This window comes from Pseudomonas sp. 22515 (genome assembly GCF_052044625.1).
Taxonomy (GTDB): Bacteria; Pseudomonadota; Gammaproteobacteria; order Pseudomonadales; family Pseudomonadaceae; genus Aquipseudomonas; species Aquipseudomonas alloputida.
In genome coordinates this window covers 110,273-129,378 of record NZ_JBQENN010000002.1, presented here as the reverse complement: position 1 = coordinate 129,378, position 19,106 = coordinate 110,273, and the positions used below count along the sequence as shown (strand labels likewise).

Sequence of the window (19,106 nt, the reverse complement as noted above, 5' to 3'; positions counted from 1 at the left end):
ATGGCTACCTTGCACACCCAGATCAACCCGCGTTCGGCAGAATTTGCCGTCAACAGCGCGGCCATGCTCGAACAGGTCCAGGCCCTGCGCGGCTTGCTCGCCCAGGTTGCCCAGGGCGGCGGGCCCAAGGCCCAGGAACGGCATACCTCGCGTGGCAAACTGCTGCCGCGCGAGCGTATCGACCGCCTGCTGGACCCGGGCTCGCCGTTCCTCGAAATCGGCCAGTTGGCCGCCCATGAGGTGTACGGCGAAGACGTGCCAGCGGCGGGCGTGATTGCCGGCATCGGCCGCGTGGAAGGCGTGGAATGCATGATCGTGGCCAACGACGCCACGGTAAAAGGCGGTTCGTACTACCCGCTGACGGTGAAGAAGCACCTGCGTGCACAAACCATCGCCCTGCAGAACCGCCTGCCGTGCATCTATCTGGTGGACTCCGGCGGCGCCAACTTGCCACGCCAGGACGAAGTGTTCCCCGACCGCGAGCATTTCGGGCGCATCTTCTTCAACCAGGCCAACATGAGCGCGCAAGGCATCCCGCAGATCGCCGTGGTGATGGGCTCGTGCACCGCTGGCGGCGCCTACGTGCCGGCTATGGCCGACGAAGCGATCATGGTGCGCCAGCAGGCGACCATCTTCCTCGCCGGCCCGCCGCTGGTAAAAGCCGCTACCGGCGAAGTGGTGAGCGCCGAAGACCTGGGGGGCGCCGATGTGCATTGCCGCACCAGCGGCGTCGCCGACCATTATGCCGACAACGACGAACACGCCCTGGCCATCGCGCGACGCAGTGTAGCCAACCTCAACTGGCACAAGCTCGGCAAGCTGCAGCGATTGGCCCCAGTGGCGCCGCTGTATGCAGCCGACGAGCTGTACGGCGTGGTACCGGCGGATGCCAAGCAACCGTTCGACGTGCGCGAAGTGATCGCCCGCTTGGTCGATGGCTCGGTGTTCGATGAATTCAAGGCGCTGTTCGGCACCACCCTGGTGTGCGGCTTCGCCCACCTGCACGGCTACCCGGTGGCCATCCTGGCCAACAACGGCATCCTGTTCGCCGAAGCCGCGCAAAAAGGCGCGCACTTCATCGAACTGGCCTGCCAGCGCGGCATCCCTTTGCTGTTCCTGCAGAACATCACCGGTTTCATGGTCGGCAAGAAATACGAAGAAGGCGGCATCGCCAAGCACGGCGCCAAACTGGTCACCGCCGTGGCCTGCGCCCAGGTGCCGAAGTTCACGGTGATCATCGGCGGCAGCTTTGGCGCCGGCAACTACGGCATGTGCGGCCGCGCCTACGACCCGCGCTTCCTGTGGATGTGGCCCAACGCACGGATTGGCGTGATGGGCGCCGAACAGGCCGCCGGGGTGCTGGCACAGGTCAAGCGCGAGCAGAGCGAACGCACCGGCCAGCCATTCAGTGCCGAAGACGAAGCCAGGCTCAAGCAGCCGATCCTCGACCAGTACGAGCGTCAGGGCCACCCCTATTATTCCAGCGCCCGCCTGTGGGACGACGGCGTCATCGACCCGGCACAGACCCGCGACGTCCTCGGCCTGGCGTTGTCTGCCGCGCTGAACGCGCCGATCGAACAGAGCCGCTTCGGCATTTTCCGGATGTGACCCATGAGCGATTTCAGCACCCTTGAAGTGATCCGCGACCCGCGCGGCTTTGCCACCCTGTGGTTAAGCCGCGAGGACAAGAACAACGCCTTCAACGCGCAGATGATCCGCGAGCTGATCGTGGCCATCGACCAGTTGGCCGAAGACGCCAGCCTGCGCTTTGTGCTGCTGCGTGGCCGTGGCCGGCATTTCAGCGCCGGTGCCGACCTGGCCTGGATGCAGCAGTCGGCGCAACTGGACTTCAACACCAACCTGGATGATGCCCACGAACTGGGCGAGCTGATGTACGCCCTGCATCGCCTCAAGGCCCCGACCCTGGCCGTGGTGCAAGGCGCAGTCTTTGGCGGCGCGCTGGGCCTGATCAGCTGCTGCGACATGGCCATCGGCGCCGAAGACGCCCAGCTGTGCCTGTCGGAAGTGCGCATCGGCTTGGCACCGGCGGTCATCAGCCCGTTCGTGGTCAAGGCCATTGGCGAACGCGCCGCGCGCCGCTACGCCCTCACCGCCGAGCGTTTCACTGGCGTGCGCGCCCGCGAGCTGGGCCTGCTGGCCGAGGTGTACCCCGCCAGCGAACTGGACGACCACGTCGAAGCCTGGGTAAGCAACCTGCTGCAGAACAGCCCACAAGCATTGCGCGCCACCAAGGACTTGCTGCGCGAAGTGGACGACGGCGAACTCAGCCCGGCCCTGCGCCGTTACTGCGAAAACACCATCGCCCGTATCCGCGTCAGCGCCGAAGGCCAGGAGGGCCTGCGCGCTTTCCTGGAAAAACGCCGCCCTGCCTGGCAAACCGTTGACAAGAAGGAGCCGCGCCCATGAGCCGCCCCGCTTTGACCACCCTGCTGGTCGCCAACCGCGGCGAAATCGCTTGCCGGGTGATGCGCACCGCCAAGGCCATGGGCCTGACCACTGTCGCCGTGCACAGCGCCACCGACCGTGACGCCCGTCACAGCCGCGAAGCCGACATCCGCGTCGACCTGGGCGGCAGCAAGGCTGCCGAAAGCTACCTGCTGGTCGACAAGCTGCTGGCCGCCGCCAAGGCCAGCGGCGCCCAGGCCATCCACCCAGGTTATGGCTTTCTGTCCGAGAACGCAGGTTTCGCCCGCGCCATCGAGCAGGCCGGGCTGATCTTCCTCGGCCCACCGGCCAGCGCCATCGACGCCATGGGCAGCAAATCGGCAGCCAAGGCGCTGATGGAGGCCGCCGGCGTGCCGTTGGTACCGGGCTACCATGGCGAGGCCCAAGACCTGGACACCTTCCGCGCCGCGGCCGAACGCATCGGCTACCCGGTGCTGCTCAAGGCCAGCGCTGGCGGCGGTGGCAAGGGCATGAAAGTGGTCGAGGAAGAAAGCCAGTTGGCCGACGCCCTGGCGTCGGCCCAGCGTGAGGCACAGTCATCGTTCGGCGATGCGCGCATGCTGGTGGAAAAGTACGTGCTCAAGCCGCGCCATGTCGAAATCCAGGTGTTTGCCGACCAGCACGGCAACTGCCTGTACCTTAACGAACGCGACTGTTCCATTCAGCGTCGCCATCAGAAGGTGGTGGAAGAGGCCCCTGCCCCCGGCCTGTCGCCCGAACTGCGCCGGGCCATGGGCGAAGCGGCGGTGCGTGCCGCCCAGGCTATCGGTTACGTGGGTGCTGGCACCGTGGAGTTTCTGCTTGATGCACGTGGCGAATTCTTCTTCATGGAGATGAACACCCGCCTGCAGGTGGAACACCCGGTCACCGAGGCCATCACCGGCCTGGACCTTGTTGCCTGGCAAATTCGCGTGGCCTGCGGCGAAGCCCTGCCGATCACACAGGAACAGGTGCCGCTGTTCGGCCATGCCATCGAAGTGCGCCTGTATGCCGAAGACCCGGCCAACGATTTTTTACCCGCGACCGGCAAATTGGCGCTGTACCGTGAATCGGCACCTGGCGAAGGCCGGCGGGTGGACAGCGGGGTCAGCGAAGGCGATGTGGTGTCGCCGTTCTACGACCCGATGCTGGGCAAGCTGATTGCTTGGGGTGAAAACCGCGAACAGGCACGCCTGCGCTTGCTGGCCATGCTCGACGAGTTTGCCATTGGCGGATTGAAGACCAACATCGCCTTCCTGCGCCGCATTCTCGCGCACCCTGCGTTCGCGGCGGCAGAGCTGGACACCGGCTTCATTCCCCGCCACCAGGATGTGCTGCTGCCGGCGCCACGTGCGCTGCCGGCTGGCTTTTGGGAGGCGGCAGCCGAAGCCTGGCTGCAGGGCCAGGCGGGGCATCAGCGCGAAGACGATCGCCATTCGCCGTGGAGCGGGCGTAATGGACTGCGCTTGGGCCTGCCGGCACGCAGCAGCTTGCATCTGGTGAGTGCTGGGCACGATCAGGCCGTGGCCCTGGAACGCAGCGCTGCTTCTACCTGGCAGCTGCAAGGTGAGCAGTTGGTGCATGACCAGAACGGCGTGCGTCGCCAACATCTGGCAATCCGTCGGGGTGGCACGCTGTACCTGCACTGGGATGGCGAAATGCATGCCATCGAAGCCTTCGACCCGATTGCCGAGGCCGAAGCCAGCCACAGCCATCAGGGTGGGCTGGGTGCGCCCATGAACGGCAGTATCGTGCGGGTGCTGGTCGAACCTGGGCAGGTGGTGGAAGCCGGTACTGCGCTGGTGGTACTGGAGGCCATGAAGATGGAGCACAGCATTCGTGCGCCGCATGCCGGCACAGTGAAGGCGCTGTTCTGCCTGGAGGGGGACATGGTCAGCGAAGGGACTGTGCTGGTCGAACTGGTGGAATAACGGTGCCGGAGGGCCGCTTTGCGGCCCTAACGCAACACAAGGCTGCCACTGCAACAGCCCGTAGGAGCGGGTTCACCCGCGAAGAGGCCGTGCCTGCTGGCCAATCTCCATCCGCCGTTTACCGTTGCCGCCGCTACTCAAACCCTTTCAAAAGGCCCCATGCACCCGCACGACCACCCCAAGAAATTCGCAACCCTCTTCGCACAACAGCGCCGGGTAGTTACTGTTCAATGCCTTCAGATAACGCTGCCCACCTTCCTCGGCCAGCTCGCGGAAAATCGCCGGTTTGCCGGGCTGACGAGCGATAACCAAACGCCCCGCCTCAGCCTCTACACCTGGGTCCACCAGCATCCGCATGCCCTGCGGCACACTGCGGCCACTGACAGCGCTCATGGCATCGTTTTCCACGGTTAGCCAGAACGCCTTGCCCTGTGCCAGGTAGTCAGTCTGCTCGAAAACAGCAGGCTCTACAGCCGTTGCAGCCTCTAACTCACTCCAACCCAGCACCGGGTAACGGAAGCAGACGATGTATCGCATGAGGTCGGGTTCGTCATCATCGTCATCCACCCCAGAAACACAACGTTCGCCATCAGCCTGCCCGTGAATACGCAATTGCAAGCGGACGCAGTAGTGGGGCATGCCAATCTCAACCAAAGTGCGGTTCATCGACTCGAGCTTCGGTTGGCGCCGCTTGTTCACCCAATGTCCTACACTGCCTTGCGACACGCCTACGCGCTCGGCAAGCTGCTCTTGGGTAAGCCCTAATTCCTCCATCCGGTCGCGAACGAGGGCAATCCACTTATCCATGTTCATGGCTGGCATGCCCCTCACGTATAGCGGCCTTGTGGCGTGACACAGCTTCGCAGCAATCCGGCAGCCTAGAAGGCCCCATGTACCCGCACCACCACTCCCAGAAACGCGCAGCCTTCTTCACACAAAACCGTCGGATAGCGCGTATTCAGTGGCCTGAGCATCTTGTCTCCACCCTCTTCGACCAACTGCCGCAATACCGCCGGGCGCCCCGGCTGCCGTGCAATGACCAACCTGCCGGGCTGTGCCTCCAGCCCGGTATCCACCAGCACGCGCATGCCCTCGGGCACGCTCTTACCACTGGCCGCGTTCATCGAGTCGTTTTCCACCACCAGCCAGAACGCATTGCCGGCGGGCATATAGTCCGTCTGCTCATGGGACGTGCTCGTTTCAGGCAATGGCCCCTGCAGGTCAGCCCAACTCAGCACCGGGAAGCGGAAGCTGGCATAGAGCAGCGCCTCGGCTGAAACCGGCTGCTCGGCCGTATAGAGCCCTTGCGCTTCACGCACGATGTCGCGCTCGACCACCATGACCTGGGCTTCCAGAAACACCAGCCCAAGCTTCTCCAGCTTTTCATTGATGGTTTCCAGTGTCGGCCGACGCGTGCCACGCAGCCAATGCCCCACGCCCCCCTGCGTCATGCCCAGGCGCTCGGCCAGTTGGAGCTGACTGAGGTTATGTTCGCGCTTGTAGCGCTTGAGAAATGCGTTCCAGTTTTCCATGAGCGGCAACAATACGGACTGTATTAACCGCTGCAATACACAATCTGAATTATTTATTTGGCACTACATAGTACAGCTTGACCTATTCTGTGATTCCAGTGTGCTTGAAGGGAAATCAGCAGGTATTGCCATGAAACCATCGAAAAACGACGAAACAGATCTCGACAGCGAAGCCGCACGCCGCGCGCTCGACTATTACCTCAACCCCAACCCACCGCGGCCCACCCTGGACAACAGAATCTGGACCCTGCACGAAGGCGTAACCGGCGACCAGGCCCAGGAACACGCCATCGCCCTGCTGCGCTGCGCTGCGGCCACCGCCCAGGAAACCGCCACTCACCAGCACGGCAGCCAGCGAGAACTGACGTTCGCGTTGATGCACATGATGGACATGGCTCGCGCACTGCTGGAGCACAAACGCACCGAGTGAGCGGGTTTATAGATAAAAAAGAAGGGAGAGAACGTGATGGCCAGGTAACGGCAAAGGCCCCGATTGCCGGGACAAGGAAGCGCGCCGGTAAAACTTTTTTACCGGATTAGCGAAAATTCATTTGACTGGCAAATGATAACGATTATTATTGCACTCAGCTGATCGCGAGATCCGCTGGATAACCTGAAAGCTTAGGTCGCTCTCAGATTATCTCCTCATCAGGCTAATCACGGTTTTTGACCCGGCTTTTTTGCCGGGTCTTTTTTTTGGCTCTTCAGGCTAATGAAGATCGTGATGGCGCGCATGATAGCAAAGGTGTTTCAGGGCGTGAACGCTCGTTACAAAACTTTGCGGAATCAGCACTTGAGAATCAATCTCGTTTCACCTACGCTGTTTCCGCATCAAGGAAGATGCCCCCTCCTCCCCTTTACAGAGCAAGGAGCTGTCCATGACCCGTCTGCTGCTGCCCCTTGAGCACCCCACTCCTGCTGCCGAGCACGATGCCGACGATGCCCTGCTGCATGCACTGAAGCGGCTACCACGGCGCGTACAGCAAGTATTTCTGCTCAACCGCCTCGATCAGCTGGACTTCGCCAGCATCGCTGCGCGCCTTGACCTGCCACTGGCGACTATCGAGCGCAACATGGGCCAGGCGCTGCAGGCTGGCCGCTCGCGCCGGGATGTGCTGGCGAGCGTGGCCGGGCAATGGTATGTGCGCTTGCAGAGCCCGCAGGTGACGGCGTGCGAGCGTATCGACTTCCGCCGCTGGCTGGATGCCGATACGGCAAACTTGCAAGCGTTTCACGATACGGAACTGCGGTGGCGCAGCCTGCTGGTGCCGGCACGGCAACTGGGCCATGACGGCTGGTATCGGCAAGGCCGGGCGGCGCTGTCGCTGGGCGGCTGCTCGGTTGCGGTCGGGCTGGGCTTGGCGGCGTTGGTGCTGGTTGGGTTCTGGGCTTGATCAGCGCTTAGGCAAGTCGGACTGTCCGTACTGCACCCAGTAAACTCGCTCAGGATAGGGGGCGGTCCAAAGTGGAAATGGCAAACATCAGCGAGAATGCCATGCTCCTTAAGAACCTGCACAATCATCTGCTCGCCGTCATCGCCTGGAAAATCCGTTGATTCGTGCGTCAATCCAGATACGCAAGACAAGGGCCCAGGACCAGAGAGTAACGCTTCAGCCGCTTGCCCGATTCGCCTTGGCCTACCTGAGGAATCAAACCGCGAATCCCCTCGCCAGCAAAACCGAAGCTCAGAAAAGCTGGCTGATTGAGCAGGGCTTCCCAGGTTCAGGCTTGCACCTGCGCTGACGCATGCTGCCTGCAGGCTATGCGTTTCAAGGGGTAGAGGGAGATTGTGTGAATTTACTTCCAAACCGCCGCGGCGCCACTTCGATCGAAAGCGTTTAACCCCGCGGCGTCCATCGTTGAAACAAAGGTGGAGCCGTTGTTCCGCACCGTGCCACCCGTTCATATCTGGCACTGGCGATGACGGAACCTGAAGAGCAAGCCAGCGTCATAGCCTCATGCAGCAACTCGGCATCAGTGGACTCGATGCCGCCATCCGCATGACTCAGGATGGAGACGGCGCACCGGTTTCGAGCCGTTCGATCTGGAATTGCCAGGAGCAACAACATGCGCAAACGGATGAGTGCAACCAACCTAAAGTGGGCCTGCGGCTGGCTCGCAGCCGCGGTTTTGGCACTGTGCTGGTGGCTGCCGCTACCTTTTCGCTCCACCGCCGATGATGGCCCGCCGCGGATCTACGGCAACCCCGAAGCGCGCTTCACCCTCACCCTCTACGCCGAACTTGAATGCCCGCACTGCCAGGCCTACCTGCCGCAATTGCAGCGCTGGATCGTCACCAACGATCACGTCAACCTGGCCTGGCATCACCTGCCCCTCCCCCAGCATGAACCGGCCGCCAGTCGGGAAGCGCGACTGATCGAATGCATGGGCCAGCGAGAGGGTCGCGAAGGCGTTTGGGGGGCGATGCTCTGGGTCTACCTGCATACCCAAGGCAACGGCCGTGGGTTGGCTGCTGGACACGACTATCCGGACATCGGCCCGTCCCTGCAACGCTGCCTGGCCGGCGAACGGGCTGCCCAAGTCGTGGACACGCAAAAAGCGCAAGCCTTGGAGAACGGATTCAACGCCACCCCCACGCTGCGCCTGACCGACAATCACACCCAGCACACCCTGATCCTGGAAGACCCAATCGATCCCGATGCCTTGCTGTCCGCAGTGGACCTGTTGAGCGCACCCGAGATTTTTGAAATGCCCGCTGACGTGATCAGCGATATGTCCAGGTAGCCCACGGCGTCACGGCCAGGGCGCCGCGTTGTGGTGTTTGTACTTGAATTTCGTGGAGGGAGGGGATTGAGGCAGAATGCATTCGAACGAAAAAAGGCCCCGAAGGGCCTTTTTTCAACGACTTACAGACTTCGAGTGAAACCTGTAGATCTTTATTTGGAGCGGGAAACGAGACTCGCATCGGGCTTGCGAGCTGTTGAAATCTATAGGTTTTCAGCTATCCCTGAGACAGGGACAGCCTTGATTCTGGACTCATTGCTGCCTGATGGCAAGATAGGCACAGCCGCAAGGCAACCGCCTTACCTATCGAGCTCAATGCTCCTCGAACGCCTGCTGGTCAGCATTCGCTGAACCGCATAATCAGAACAGATCGACCGGATAATCCACAATCACACGATATTCGTCGGTATCACGCTGCATGTCGGTTCGAAATACGCCATAACGCAGCTGCACACTCAAGTCCTTGGCCGGCCCGCTCTGCACGACATAGCCGAGGGTCATGTCACGGGCCCATTCCTGCTTGTCGCCGCTGGCCGTCTGGATGTTGCCGCCCTTGTAGAAATTGGTCTTAAAGGTCCCGCCGGGGACACCGAGGGCAGCGAGGTTGTACTGGTAGCGGAGCTGCCAGGTGCGTTCACCCGAACGCTGGAACTTGCCCGACATGGTCTCGGTGAAGAAATAACTGGTGGTCCCGGCCCCTTCATTGACCCACACCGCATCACTGTCGCCATCTACCTGCTGGTAGCCGGTGGCAATCGTGTGGGCGCCTACGGCATAGGTGAACAGCACACTGCTCAGGCGACTGTCGACTTTGCCACGGGTACGGCCATCACCGTAGTAGCCGCTACTGAAGTATTCAGGATCGTGGCTGTTGCGCCCGTCCGAACGGTTGTCCCAGAAACGGACGTCGGTGGTCAGCCGGCCGGGGCCGAGGTTCACGCCGTACACCCCGCCCAGGAAGTGCTGTTTGTAGAAGTCCGTAAGGTTGGCGTAGTAGTACTGCAGCATCAGGTCATCGGAAACCTTGTAGCGACCACCGCCAAACCAGAACTCGTTCACATGGGTGCTGCGCGTGGTGTTGACGGTCGGGTTGACCGGGTCGGCAGTGGCGTTGGCACCAGCGATAGACAAGCCTTCCCAATCAGTCGACCCACGCTCCTTGACGCGGTCGATACGTCCGGCGGTGAGGGTCAGGTTGTCGATGTCCTTGGACTCGACCTGAACACCACGGAAAGTCTGGAACACCAAACGATCGCTGGCGAACAGTACCGGCAGTTGCGGCTGCAATGTCCCGTAGCGCAACACGGTATTGCCCACCCGCGCCTTTAGCGTCGGCCCCAGGCTGGAAAACTCGCTGACGGCGCGCCCGTCGCTGTCGGTGGGGAAGATGTTGCCGTTGCTGGCGGTGCTGGTGGGGTTGTAGTGCCGGCCCTTGCCCGAGTCCAGGCGAACGCCGAGCATGCCCACCGCATCGACGCCGACGCCCACTGGCCCTTCGGTAAAACCGGAGCTGTAGTTGAGCACGAACCCCTGGCCCCACTCCTGGGTGTAGTTCGGGTCAGCGGCGCCGTCGCGGTTGTCCGCCTGGCTGAAGAAGTTGCGCAGCAGCAACGTCGCGTGACTGTCGTCGATAAAACCGGCGGCATAGCCGCCTTGGGCCACAACCAGCCCAAGTACGCCCAACGGGTACTTCATCATCAGCAAATTCCCCAAGCCCAAATTGATCGGATGTCGGCAGGCAGAAGCGAAGCAAAGGTGCCGTCCCGTTCTAATCGAGGCCCGGGCGTTGTTGTCAGACGGCCAATACACGCTACGCAATCGGGAATCGGCGTCGCCAAGACAACTTCGTTCTGGCTGGATAACTTTCCCTTATGACCGAGGCGTCATAAGTCGCCCTTATTACCCCACTCACAAACCCTCTTGGTGCAGTACCACGGCCTGCTCTTACAGTTTGCCCAGACGCAATCGACGCCCTGCCGTGAGAGGCCCTGCGAATGGAACAACAGCGCATCAAATCTTTGATAGATCTGCTTCAGGCCAGCGACCTGAGTGAGCTCACCCTGAGCGAAGCAGGCAGCACCCTGACCCTGGCGCGCCAGGCGGACATGGTCCAGAACACCCCGTCGCCGGCACTCGCTGGGCTAACCGTAGCTACGACTCTGGCCCAGGCCAAACCGCCAGCACCGGCAGCCGCACTCAGCCAGGACATTCCCTCACCGCTGTACGGCATCTTGCACCTGACTCCAGCCCCCGGAGAGGCGTCCTTCGTCACAGTCGGCCAACAGGTCGAAGCCGGCGCAGTGCTGTGCATCGTCGAGGCCATGAAAATGTTCCATCAGATCCAGGCTCCCCGCGCTGGGGTGGTCGAGGCCCTGCTGGCAGAAGCTGGCAGCGAAGTCGACGCGGGCCAGCCCGTCGTGCGCATTGGAGGCTGAAGGTATGTTCAAACGCGTATTGATCGCCAACCGCGGCGAAATCGCCCTGCGCATCCAGCGCGCCTGCCATCAACTAGGCCTTGAGACGGTCATGGTCTACTCCCAGGGAGATGCTGGCGCGGCATACCTGGAGCAGGCCGACCTGGCGCTGTGTATCGGCCCTGCCGCACCGGCGCAAAGCTATCTGGACGCCACGGCGCTGCTGCAAGCTGCGCAGGCGTCGGGCGCACAGGCAGTGCATCCAGGCTATGGCTTTCTTTCGGAAAATGCCGCCTTCAGCGAGGCCGTCAGCGCCGCCGGCCTGACCTTTATCGGGCCCGATGCCGAATGCATCCGCCGCATGGGCGACAAGGTTGCCGCCAAGCGCGCCATGCGTGAAGCAGGCGTCCCTTGCGTGCCGGGGCCAGAGGGGGCATTGCCTGCGGAGCTCGATACGGTTTGCAGCATCGCCGCCGAAATCGGCTACCCGGTCATCATCAAGGCTGCCGGCGGAGGTGGCGGGCGTGGCATGCGCGTGGTGCACAGCGAGCAGGAGCTGGGCCAGGCCGTCAGCGTCACCCGCGAGGAGGCACGCCGCGCCTTCGGCAACCCCGAGCTGTACATGGAGAAGTTCCTCGGCCACCCGCGCCATGTGGAAATACAGGTGCTGTGTGACCGCCACGGCAACGGTGTGTGGCTGGGCAGCCGCGACTGCTCGCTGCAACGCCGGCACCAGAAGGTGCTGGAAGAAGCGCCAGCGCCGGGGATCGAGCCTGACGTACTGGCCCGGGTGGGTGAACGCTGCGTCCAGGCCTGCAGGCATATCGGCTATCAAGGCGTGGGCACCTTCGAATTCCTCTTCGAGGACGGTGAGTTCTACTTCATCGAGATGAACACGCGCCTGCAGGTCGAGCACCCGGTCACCGAGCTGACCACCGGTATCGACATCGTCGAGCAGCAGCTACGCGTGGCCCGAGGCGAAGTTCTGGAGCTGCGCCAGGAGCAGATCATCACCCACGGCCACTCCCTGGAGTGCCGGATCAACGCCGAAGACCCGCACACCTTCATCCCCACACCGGGCACCGTCAGCCGTTGGGACATACCCGGCGGCATCGGAGTGCGGGTCGACACCCACGTCACCACCGGCTACCGCGTGCCGCCGTACTACGACTCGATGATCGCAAAGCTGATCACCCATGGCGCCACCCGCGAGCAGGCCATGGCGCGCATGCGCACCGCGTTGGCCCAGTTTCGCATCGAAGGCATCGCCAGCAACCTGCCGTTGCACCGCAACATTCTGCAAGACCCGGCCTTCATCGAGGGTGCGGTGGACATCCATCACCTGGAGCACTGGCTCAAAACCCGCCAGGCAGGGAACTGAACATGCACATCGACAAACTCCGCCAGTTGATCGGCTGGATGAGCGCGGCCGGGCTGGCCCGCATCGAGCTCAAGGCTCCGGCATTCGAAATCCGCCTGCAACGCAGCGTTGGCGCGCCGCCCCCCGCGCCACCTGCGGCCATCGCGCCACAGCCGCCAGCGGCCGTGCCTGCGGCCAGCATCACAGCCAAGGGCTGCGGATTCTTTCACGCCCGCCACCCCAGCCGCGACACGCCCCAGGTCAGCCCTGGCCAGGCGGTACGCGCCGGTGACGTGATCGGAGTGCTGGCAGTGGGCGAGCAGTTGTTGGTGGTGACAGCGGATATCGAAGGCACCGCCGGCGACTACCTGGTCGCCGAAGGGCAACTGGTGGACTACGGCAAACCGCTGTTGGCAATGACCGGAACAGGAGCTTGACCCCATGCGCATCGACCTGAACGCCGACCTGGGCGAGGGCTTCGGCCCGTGGAAAATGGGCGAAGACGAAGCCCTGATGGATATCATCTCATCCGCCAACGTGGCCTGCGGCTTCCATGCCGGCGACCCGTTGATCATGGACAACACCGCCCGCATGGCGCTGGCCAGGGGCATCGACCTGGGCGGGCACGTGGGCTACCCCGACCTGCTCGGTTTCGGGCGCCGCCCCATGCAAGTGGATACCCGTGAGCTACAGACCTACGTCACCTACCAGCTCGGTGCGCTGGCCGCCATTGCCAGGGTCAATGGCCACCGGCTGACCCACATGAGTTTCCACGGGGCCTTGGGTAACCGGGTCGCCGCCGACGCAGAACTCGCCGACGCGCTGCTTGGCGCGGTGAAAGCCTTCGACCCACAGATGATTGTCAGTTCCTCCACCAGCCAGGCCATGGAGCGCGCAGCCGACAAGCACAGGCTGCGCATTGCCACCACCTTCCTGGCCGACCGCGCCTACGACAAGGACGGCCTGCTGGTGCCCCGCGCCCTGCCCGATTCGGTGATCAAGGCCCCTGAGCTGGTACGCGAGCGGGTTCGCCAGTTTTTAGATGACGGAACGGTCACTTGTTACACGGGCGAGGTTATTGCAGTACCAGCCTGTTCGATCCTGCTGCACGGCGACAACGCCAATGCGCTGGAGCTGGCCTGGGCCATCCGCCGCGAAATCGAGCAGGGAGGTGGGCAGATCGTGCCGCTTTCCAAGCTTGTCGATTAAATCGCGCCCCAAAACAGCGCACAGATAAGAAACGCTTATTACCCGAGAGCCAAACCGTCTTGTTCGACAATCGGCCCGGGGCTTTAGAGTCAATTCAACGCCTACCTGCTGCAGGGGGTGTCATTCGATGAGGGACGGCCACATGCCATTTTCCGATTACAAAACCGCGCTGGTCACCGGCGCTTCCTCCGGCATCGGCGCCGCCACTGTCGAGCGCCTGAGCCGTGAAGGCATCACCGTTCATGCACTGGCGCGCAGCGCCGACAAGCTCGGCGAACTGGCCGCGCGCACCGGCTGCATCGTGCACGCCGTGGACGTCGCCGACCTGGCCGCAGTCACCCAGGTAGTCGAAGGCCTGGACATCGATATCCTGATCAACAACGCCGGTGTCGACCGCCCCGGCTCGATCCTCAATGCCACCGCCGAAGGCATTGATGCGCTGATCGACGTCAACCTGCGCGCCGTGCTGCACCTCACCCGCCTGCTGGTACCGGGCATGGTGGCCCGCGACCGTGGCCACGTGGTCAACATCAGCTCCATCGCCGGTGCCTACAACTTCGGCGGCAATAGCACCTATCACGCCACCAAGGCCGCAGTGAGCATGCTCTCCCGCAACCTGCGCATCGACGTGTTCGGCAAGCGCGTGCGGGTGACCGAGATTTGCCCGGGCCGGGTGGCCACCGACATCTTCGAACACGTGCATGGCAACGCTGCCGAAACCCGGGCCAAATTCATCGACGGGTTCGAACTGCCCGTTGCAGGCGACATCGCCGATGCAATTGCCTTTGCCATTGCCGCACCGGTAGCAATGAACATCGGCCATATGGAAATCACCCCCACCCTGCAGGTACCCGGCGGGCTGCAGACCACCCGCCCGCAAACCGACTGACCCTACACCGGACAAGAGCGGCGGGCCATGACCCAGCCGCCCCCCACACCGGTTGCGAACGACTTGCTGCCCCTTGACCCGATAGGGTGATTCCCATGTTCAAAGACTTCGATCTGGGGCCGATCCTGAGCGGCGAATACGCCGATCTGTTGCTGCGTGGCGCCGGCCTGACCGCGCAGTTGATGCTGTACGCCTGGAGCCTGGCCATGACCTTGGCGCTGTTACTGGTGGTGGTCCGCCTGACCGGCAAGCCGATGGCCGAGCGCCTGGTGGCGGGCTATGTGTCGTACCACCGCAATGTGCCAACGCTGGTGCAACTGATGCTCTGGTACTTCGGCGTGCCTACCTTGCTGCCGGAAAGCACGCAACTGTGGCTGGCCAACTTCAGCACCGAGTTCATCTTCGCGGTCATCGCCCTGGGCCTGTGCCAGGCGGCGTACTTCTGCGAAGACCTGCGGGCAGGCCTGCGCGCCATCCCCACCGGCCAGACCGAAGCGGCGCGGGCACTTGGGCTGGGCTACATCCGCTCGATGCGCTACGTGATCCTGCCGCAAGGGGTACGCAACGCCCTGCCCTCACTGATCAACCACACGGTGCTGCTGTTCAAGAACACCAGCCTGGCCATGGCCATCGGCGTGGTCGAACTGACCTACGCGGCCCGCGAACTCGAGAACTACACCTTCCGCACGTTCGAGTGCTACCTGGTGGCGACCTTGGGTTACCTGGCGGTGTCGTTGCTGCTCATGGGTGCCGGCGCATTGCTGGCGCGTCATTTCAACCAGGCGCGGGCGAGGTAAACAGCAATGTTGGATGTATTCGTGATTATCCGCGACAACTGGGAACTGTTCCTGCTTGGGCAGTACCCCCACGGCCCATTGGGTGGGCTGGTCAACACCCTGATCCTGTCGGCGCTGGCACTGCTGATTGCCTTTCCACTGTCGCTGCTGGTGGTCATGGCGCGTATCTCACCGTTCGCCTGGGTACGCTGGCCGGCCACGGTATGGGTCTATGTGCTGCGCGGCGTGCCGCTGATCATGGTGATCTTCTGGACCTACTTCCTGGTGCCGCTGCTCATCGGCCGCAACATCAGTGGTTTCACCACCATGCTCTGTACCCTGGTGATCTACCAGAGCGCCTACCTGTCGGAGATCGTGCGCGCCGGCATCCAGGGCTTGCCCGCCGGCCAGGCTGAAGCCGCCCGCGCCCTTGGGCTGGGCTACTTCCGTACGTTCGGGTGGGTGATCCTGCCCCAGGCGCTGTTCAACGCCCTGCCGAGCCTGATCAGCCAGTTCATTTCCATCATCAAGGAAACCACCCTGGGCTACATGATCAACGTGCAGGAGATGACTTTCGCCGCCAACCAGGTCAACAACCAGTTGCTGACCCAGCCGTTCCAAGTTTACGCGATCCTTGCAATCACCTACTACCTGCTGTGCTACGGCCTCACCCGCGTGGCCACCGCCGTGGAGCATCGCATCGAGCGCAAGCGCCAGGGTGACCGCGCCAGCACGCCCAGCTCCCCCACCGGCCCTACCCTGACTGCTTCCGAACCTTCGAGATGACCGCCATGAAGCCCATGATCATGTTTGCCAATGTCGACAAGTGGTACGGCGAGTATCGCGCCCTGACCACCATCAACGCCGAAATCCGCCAGGGTGAAGTGGTGGTGGTGTGCGGGCCCTCCGGCTCGGGCAAATCCACCCTGATCCGCACGGTCAACCGTCTGGAAGCGATCCAGGGCGGCCAGATCCTGTTCGAGGGCCACGACATCCACGGCACCGACGCCAACCTCAACCGCCTGCGGTCGCGCATCGGTTTCGTGTTCCAGAGTTTCAACCTGTTCCCGCACATGTCGGTGCTGGACAACATCACCCTGTCCCCCACAAAGCTGCGTGGTCTGCGCCAGGGCGCGGCAAGGAAGCAGGCCATGGAGCTGCTCGACCGTGTCGGCATGGCGCACAAGGCCGGCGCCTACCCAGGCCAGCTGTCCGGCGGCCAGCAGCAGCGTGTGGCGATTGCCCGGGCATTGGCGATGGAGCCGCCGGTGATGCTGTTCGATGAGCCGACCAGCGCCCTGGACCCGGAAATGGTCGGTGAGGTGCTGCAGGTAATGCGCAGCCTGGCGCGCGACGGCATGACCATGATGTGCGTGACCCACGAGATGAACTTCGCCCGCGAAGTGGCCGACACGATCTGGTTCATGGATGCCGGCGAAATTCTCGAACGGGCCACCCCCGAGCAGTTCTTCAGCACACCGCAGCATCCGCGTGCCCAGCGGTTCATCAGCGATCTGAGGGCCCATTGAGGCCTGCGGATACCCATTTTGCCCAAACCGTCCATTTTTCGAGGATCACTCCCATGCGTATTGCGCACGCCAGTCTGGCACTGATGCTGTTCCCCCTGATGGCCGCCACGGCCCAAGCCGACCAATGGGCCGACATACAAGCCCGGCAGACCCTGGGCTGCGGGGTTTACTCCGACGTGCCGCCGTTTTCTTCCCCCAACCCCCAGACCCGCCAGCTCGAAGGCATGGACGTCGACCTGTGCACGGCGCTGGCCCAGCAACTGGGGGTTAAGCTCGAACTTAAACCGCTGTCCGGTGAAGCGCGTATCGCCGAGGTGAAGATGGGCCGGGTCGACGTGGTGGTGGCCAACCTGGCGTACACCAAGACCCGTGCCCAGCAAATCCAATTCTCCGACCCCTACTACGTGGCCAAGGAAGTGCTGGTGGTGAAAAAACCGCTGGTCGACAAACCGCGCGCGTTCTTCGAAGGCAAACGCATCAGCGCCACCAAAGGGTCGACCTCCGAGCAATCCATCCGCATGGCCAAGGCCACCCCGGTAACGTTCCAGGACACAGGTTCCGCCTACCTGGCGGTGCAGCAAAACAAGGTGCTGGGGGTGGTGACCAATACCATGTCTGCCACCAAACTCGTCAGCCAGGCCAAGGCCGGCGGCGTCGACCTGGGCATTACCGCCGAACCGATGGCGCTCGAACCCATTGGCGTGGGCATGAAGCTGGACCAGCCGGCATTGCTCGCCAAGGTCAACCAGGCACTCTACGCGATGGACCAGAGCGGCCAGATCGACCAAATCTGGAACAAGTGGATCGGCCCGCAGACCGAATACAATTTGGTACGGGAAGAGCGTGTGCAGAAGCTGACTGACATGAAGTTCGAAGCCCTCGAATAAGCCCTTTGCTCCTTGGCCCGGCTGCCCATCAGCCGGGCTTTTTTCGTCTGGAGCCTATCCATCCGATTCCCTTATGACTCCACAGCAAAGCGCTATTTGGGCAGCCAGCAGGTGCACTTTTAAGCTGTAGGCAGTGTTCCCTACCGTGAAGCCAACGCCATGCCCAGTATCGCCGAACGCCTGAACAACGTGTCCGTTTCCGCCTCCGTCGCCATGACCCAGAAAGCCCGCGAGCTCACCGCACAGGGCATCCAGGTGATCAGCCTGTCTTCCGGCGAACCGGACTTCCCAACCCCTTCCCATGCCATCGAAGCTGCCCATGCCGCCGCCCTGGCCGGCGATACCAAGTACCCGGCCATCGAGGGTACCCCAGCCCTGAAGCTTGCCATTCAGCGCAAGTTCAAACGCGACAACAACCTCGATTACGAGCCCTCGCAGATTCTCGTGGCCGGCGGTGGCAAGCAGGTGATCTTCAACGCCATGCTCGCCACCCTCAACCCCGGTGACGAAGTGGTCATCCCCACCCCGGCCTGGATCAGCTACGCCGACATAGTCAGGTTCGCAGGTGGTGTGCCGGTACCGGTGCCCTGCAGCCAGGCCAACAACTTCAAGCTCGGTGCCCAGGACCTTGACGCAGCCATCACCCCCAGGACCAAGTGGCTGCTGCTCAACTACCCTAGCAACCCCACCGGTTCGGCCTGCTCACGCCAGGAAATGGTCGCCATCGCCGAAGTGATGCTGCAATACCCACACGTCTGGATCATGACCGATGACATGTACGAGCACCTGATCTACGACGGGTTCGAATTCTGCACCATTGCCGAAGTGGAGCCGCGCCTGTATGACCGCGTGCTGACGGTCAACGGCGTCTCCAAGGCCTATGCCATGACCGGCTGGCGCATGGGTTACTGCGGCGGCCCCAAGGACCTGATCAAGGCCGTGAGCAACGTCAACACGCAAAACAGCGGGGGCGTCTGCACGCTGACCCAGGCTGCTGCCACGGCAGTGCTCAACGGCCCCCAGCAATTGCTCGGCGAGCGCGCAGCGATCTACCAGGAACGCCGCGACTTCGTGCTCGGCCGCCTGGCCGATATCCAGGGGCTGACCTGCCACAAGCCGGAAGGTGCGTTCTACCTGTTCCCGAACGTGGCCGCCTTTATCGGCCGCACCACAGCCAAGGGCCGCAAGATCAGCAGCGACACCGACTTCTGCATGGCGCTGATGGAAGAACATCACGTCGCGACCGTGCAGGGTGCCGCGTATGGCCTGAGCCCGTTCGTGCGCCTTTCCTATGCCACCAGCCTTGCGACGCTGGAGCAAGGTTGTGATCGCATCGCAGAGTTCTGCGCGACGATGCGCTGATTGCCAGAAAGCAAAATGGGCTGCATT

At 62.7% G+C, this 19,106-nt stretch carries 19 protein-coding genes; 16 read left to right on the top strand and 3 right to left on the bottom strand.

The features are described from left to right. Genes ACTJJN_RS03175 through ACTJJN_RS03165 form a run of 3 tightly spaced genes read left to right on the top strand, consistent with a single transcriptional unit; the run spans position 1 to position 4,376 of the window. Entirely contained in the window at positions 1 to 1,608 is a 1,608-nt protein-coding gene (locus ACTJJN_RS03175) for a carboxyl transferase domain-containing protein (protein ID WP_088512502.1), read from the top strand. A 3-nt stretch (positions 1,609 to 1,611) separates the two neighbouring features. Beyond that, positions 1,612 to 2,427 carry a gamma-carboxygeranoyl-CoA hydratase gene (locus tag ACTJJN_RS03170; protein WP_440780933.1) on the top strand — a complete coding sequence of 272 codons (816 nt, stop codon included), beginning with the start codon at positions 1,612 to 1,614 and terminating at the stop codon, positions 2,425 to 2,427. After that, on the top strand, positions 2,424 to 4,376 hold the full coding sequence (locus ACTJJN_RS03165) for an acetyl/propionyl/methylcrotonyl-CoA carboxylase subunit alpha (protein ID WP_440780931.1): 1,953 nt from the start codon (positions 2,424 to 2,426) through the stop codon (positions 4,374 to 4,376). Before ACTJJN_RS03170 ends, ACTJJN_RS03165 begins: the two co-directional genes overlap by 4 nt. Before the next feature lie 147 nt (positions 4,377 to 4,523). Here the strand turns inward: ACTJJN_RS03165 and ACTJJN_RS03160 are convergent, their stop codons facing one another. Continuing rightward, positions 4,524 to 5,189, bottom strand: a complete 666-nt coding sequence (locus ACTJJN_RS03160) for a LexA family transcriptional regulator (protein ID WP_014755936.1) — start codon at positions 5,187 to 5,189, stop codon at positions 4,524 to 4,526. A 65-nt stretch (positions 5,190 to 5,254) separates the two neighbouring features. Then, a complete protein-coding gene (locus ACTJJN_RS03155; protein ID WP_003251326.1) occupies positions 5,255 to 5,908 on the bottom strand; it encodes a LexA family protein in 654 nt (217 codons plus the stop codon). A 130-nt stretch (positions 5,909 to 6,038) separates the two neighbouring features. Between ACTJJN_RS03155 and ACTJJN_RS03150 the strand changes: the two genes are divergently transcribed. The 3 genes from ACTJJN_RS03150 to ACTJJN_RS03140 all read left to right on the top strand — a co-directional run bounded on the left by ACTJJN_RS03150 (position 6,039) and on the right by ACTJJN_RS03140 (position 8,653). Further along, entirely contained in the window at positions 6,039 to 6,338 is a 300-nt protein-coding gene (locus tag ACTJJN_RS03150) for a DUF6124 family protein (RefSeq protein WP_003251328.1), read from the top strand. 448 nt (positions 6,339 to 6,786) lie between these two features. Further along, positions 6,787 to 7,302, top strand: coding sequence for a DUF4880 domain-containing protein (locus ACTJJN_RS03145; protein ID WP_440780929.1), 516 nt, complete (start codon positions 6,787 to 6,789; stop codon positions 7,300 to 7,302). 673 nt (positions 7,303 to 7,975) lie between these two features. Beyond that, entirely contained in the window at positions 7,976 to 8,653 is a 678-nt protein-coding gene (locus ACTJJN_RS03140) for a DsbA family protein (protein ID WP_004576451.1), read from the top strand. Between the two features lie 360 nt (positions 8,654 to 9,013). Here ACTJJN_RS03140 and ACTJJN_RS03135 read toward each other — a convergent pair whose 3' ends face one another. Beyond that, the gene (locus tag ACTJJN_RS03135; RefSeq protein ID WP_054888933.1) at positions 9,014 to 10,351 is read right to left on the bottom strand and encodes an OprD family porin; all 1,338 of its coding nucleotides are present in this window, start codon (positions 10,349 to 10,351) and stop codon (positions 9,014 to 9,016) included. 296 nt (positions 10,352 to 10,647) lie between these two features. On the opposite strand from ACTJJN_RS03135, the gene ACTJJN_RS03130 reads away from it, so the two are divergent. The 10 genes from ACTJJN_RS03130 to ACTJJN_RS03085 all read left to right on the top strand — a co-directional run bounded on the left by ACTJJN_RS03130 (position 10,648) and on the right by ACTJJN_RS03085 (position 19,079). Beyond that, on the top strand, positions 10,648 to 11,088 hold the full coding sequence (locus ACTJJN_RS03130; protein ID WP_054888932.1) for an acetyl-CoA carboxylase biotin carboxyl carrier protein: 441 nt from the start codon (positions 10,648 to 10,650) through the stop codon (positions 11,086 to 11,088). Between the two features lie 4 nt (positions 11,089 to 11,092). Beyond that, positions 11,093 to 12,448, top strand: coding sequence for an acetyl-CoA carboxylase biotin carboxylase subunit (accC, locus tag ACTJJN_RS03125; RefSeq protein ID WP_054888931.1), 1,356 nt, complete (start codon positions 11,093 to 11,095; stop codon positions 12,446 to 12,448). Between the two features lie 2 nt (positions 12,449 to 12,450). Continuing rightward, entirely contained in the window at positions 12,451 to 12,864 is a 414-nt protein-coding gene (locus ACTJJN_RS03120; RefSeq protein ID WP_054888930.1) for a hypothetical protein, read from the top strand. Between the two features lie 4 nt (positions 12,865 to 12,868). Next, the gene (locus tag ACTJJN_RS03115; RefSeq protein ID WP_054888929.1) at positions 12,869 to 13,636 is read left to right on the top strand and encodes a LamB/YcsF family protein; all 768 of its coding nucleotides are present in this window, start codon (positions 12,869 to 12,871) and stop codon (positions 13,634 to 13,636) included. Positions 13,637 to 13,778: 142 nt separating this feature from the next. Further along, complete coding sequence (locus ACTJJN_RS03110; protein WP_054888928.1) at positions 13,779 to 14,525, top strand: SDR family oxidoreductase; 747 nt, start codon at positions 13,779 to 13,781, stop codon at positions 14,523 to 14,525. A gap of 95 nt (positions 14,526 to 14,620) precedes the next feature. After that, positions 14,621 to 15,322, top strand: coding sequence for an amino acid ABC transporter permease (locus ACTJJN_RS03105; RefSeq protein WP_088512510.1), 702 nt, complete (start codon positions 14,621 to 14,623; stop codon positions 15,320 to 15,322). A gap of 6 nt (positions 15,323 to 15,328) precedes the next feature. Next, positions 15,329 to 16,087, top strand: coding sequence for an amino acid ABC transporter permease (locus ACTJJN_RS03100; RefSeq protein ID WP_054888926.1), 759 nt, complete (start codon positions 15,329 to 15,331; stop codon positions 16,085 to 16,087). A 14-nt stretch (positions 16,088 to 16,101) separates the two neighbouring features. Continuing rightward, the gene (locus tag ACTJJN_RS03095; RefSeq protein WP_177331655.1) at positions 16,102 to 16,830 is read left to right on the top strand and encodes an amino acid ABC transporter ATP-binding protein; all 729 of its coding nucleotides are present in this window, start codon (positions 16,102 to 16,104) and stop codon (positions 16,828 to 16,830) included. 53 nt (positions 16,831 to 16,883) lie between these two features. Next, complete coding sequence (locus ACTJJN_RS03090; protein WP_054888925.1) at positions 16,884 to 17,717, top strand: ABC transporter substrate-binding protein; 834 nt, start codon at positions 16,884 to 16,886, stop codon at positions 17,715 to 17,717. Positions 17,718 to 17,876: 159 nt separating this feature from the next. Then, positions 17,877 to 19,079, top strand: coding sequence for a pyridoxal phosphate-dependent aminotransferase (locus ACTJJN_RS03085; RefSeq protein ID WP_054888924.1), 1,203 nt, complete (start codon positions 17,877 to 17,879; stop codon positions 19,077 to 19,079). The last annotated feature ends 27 nt before the right edge of the window (positions 19,080 to 19,106 follow it).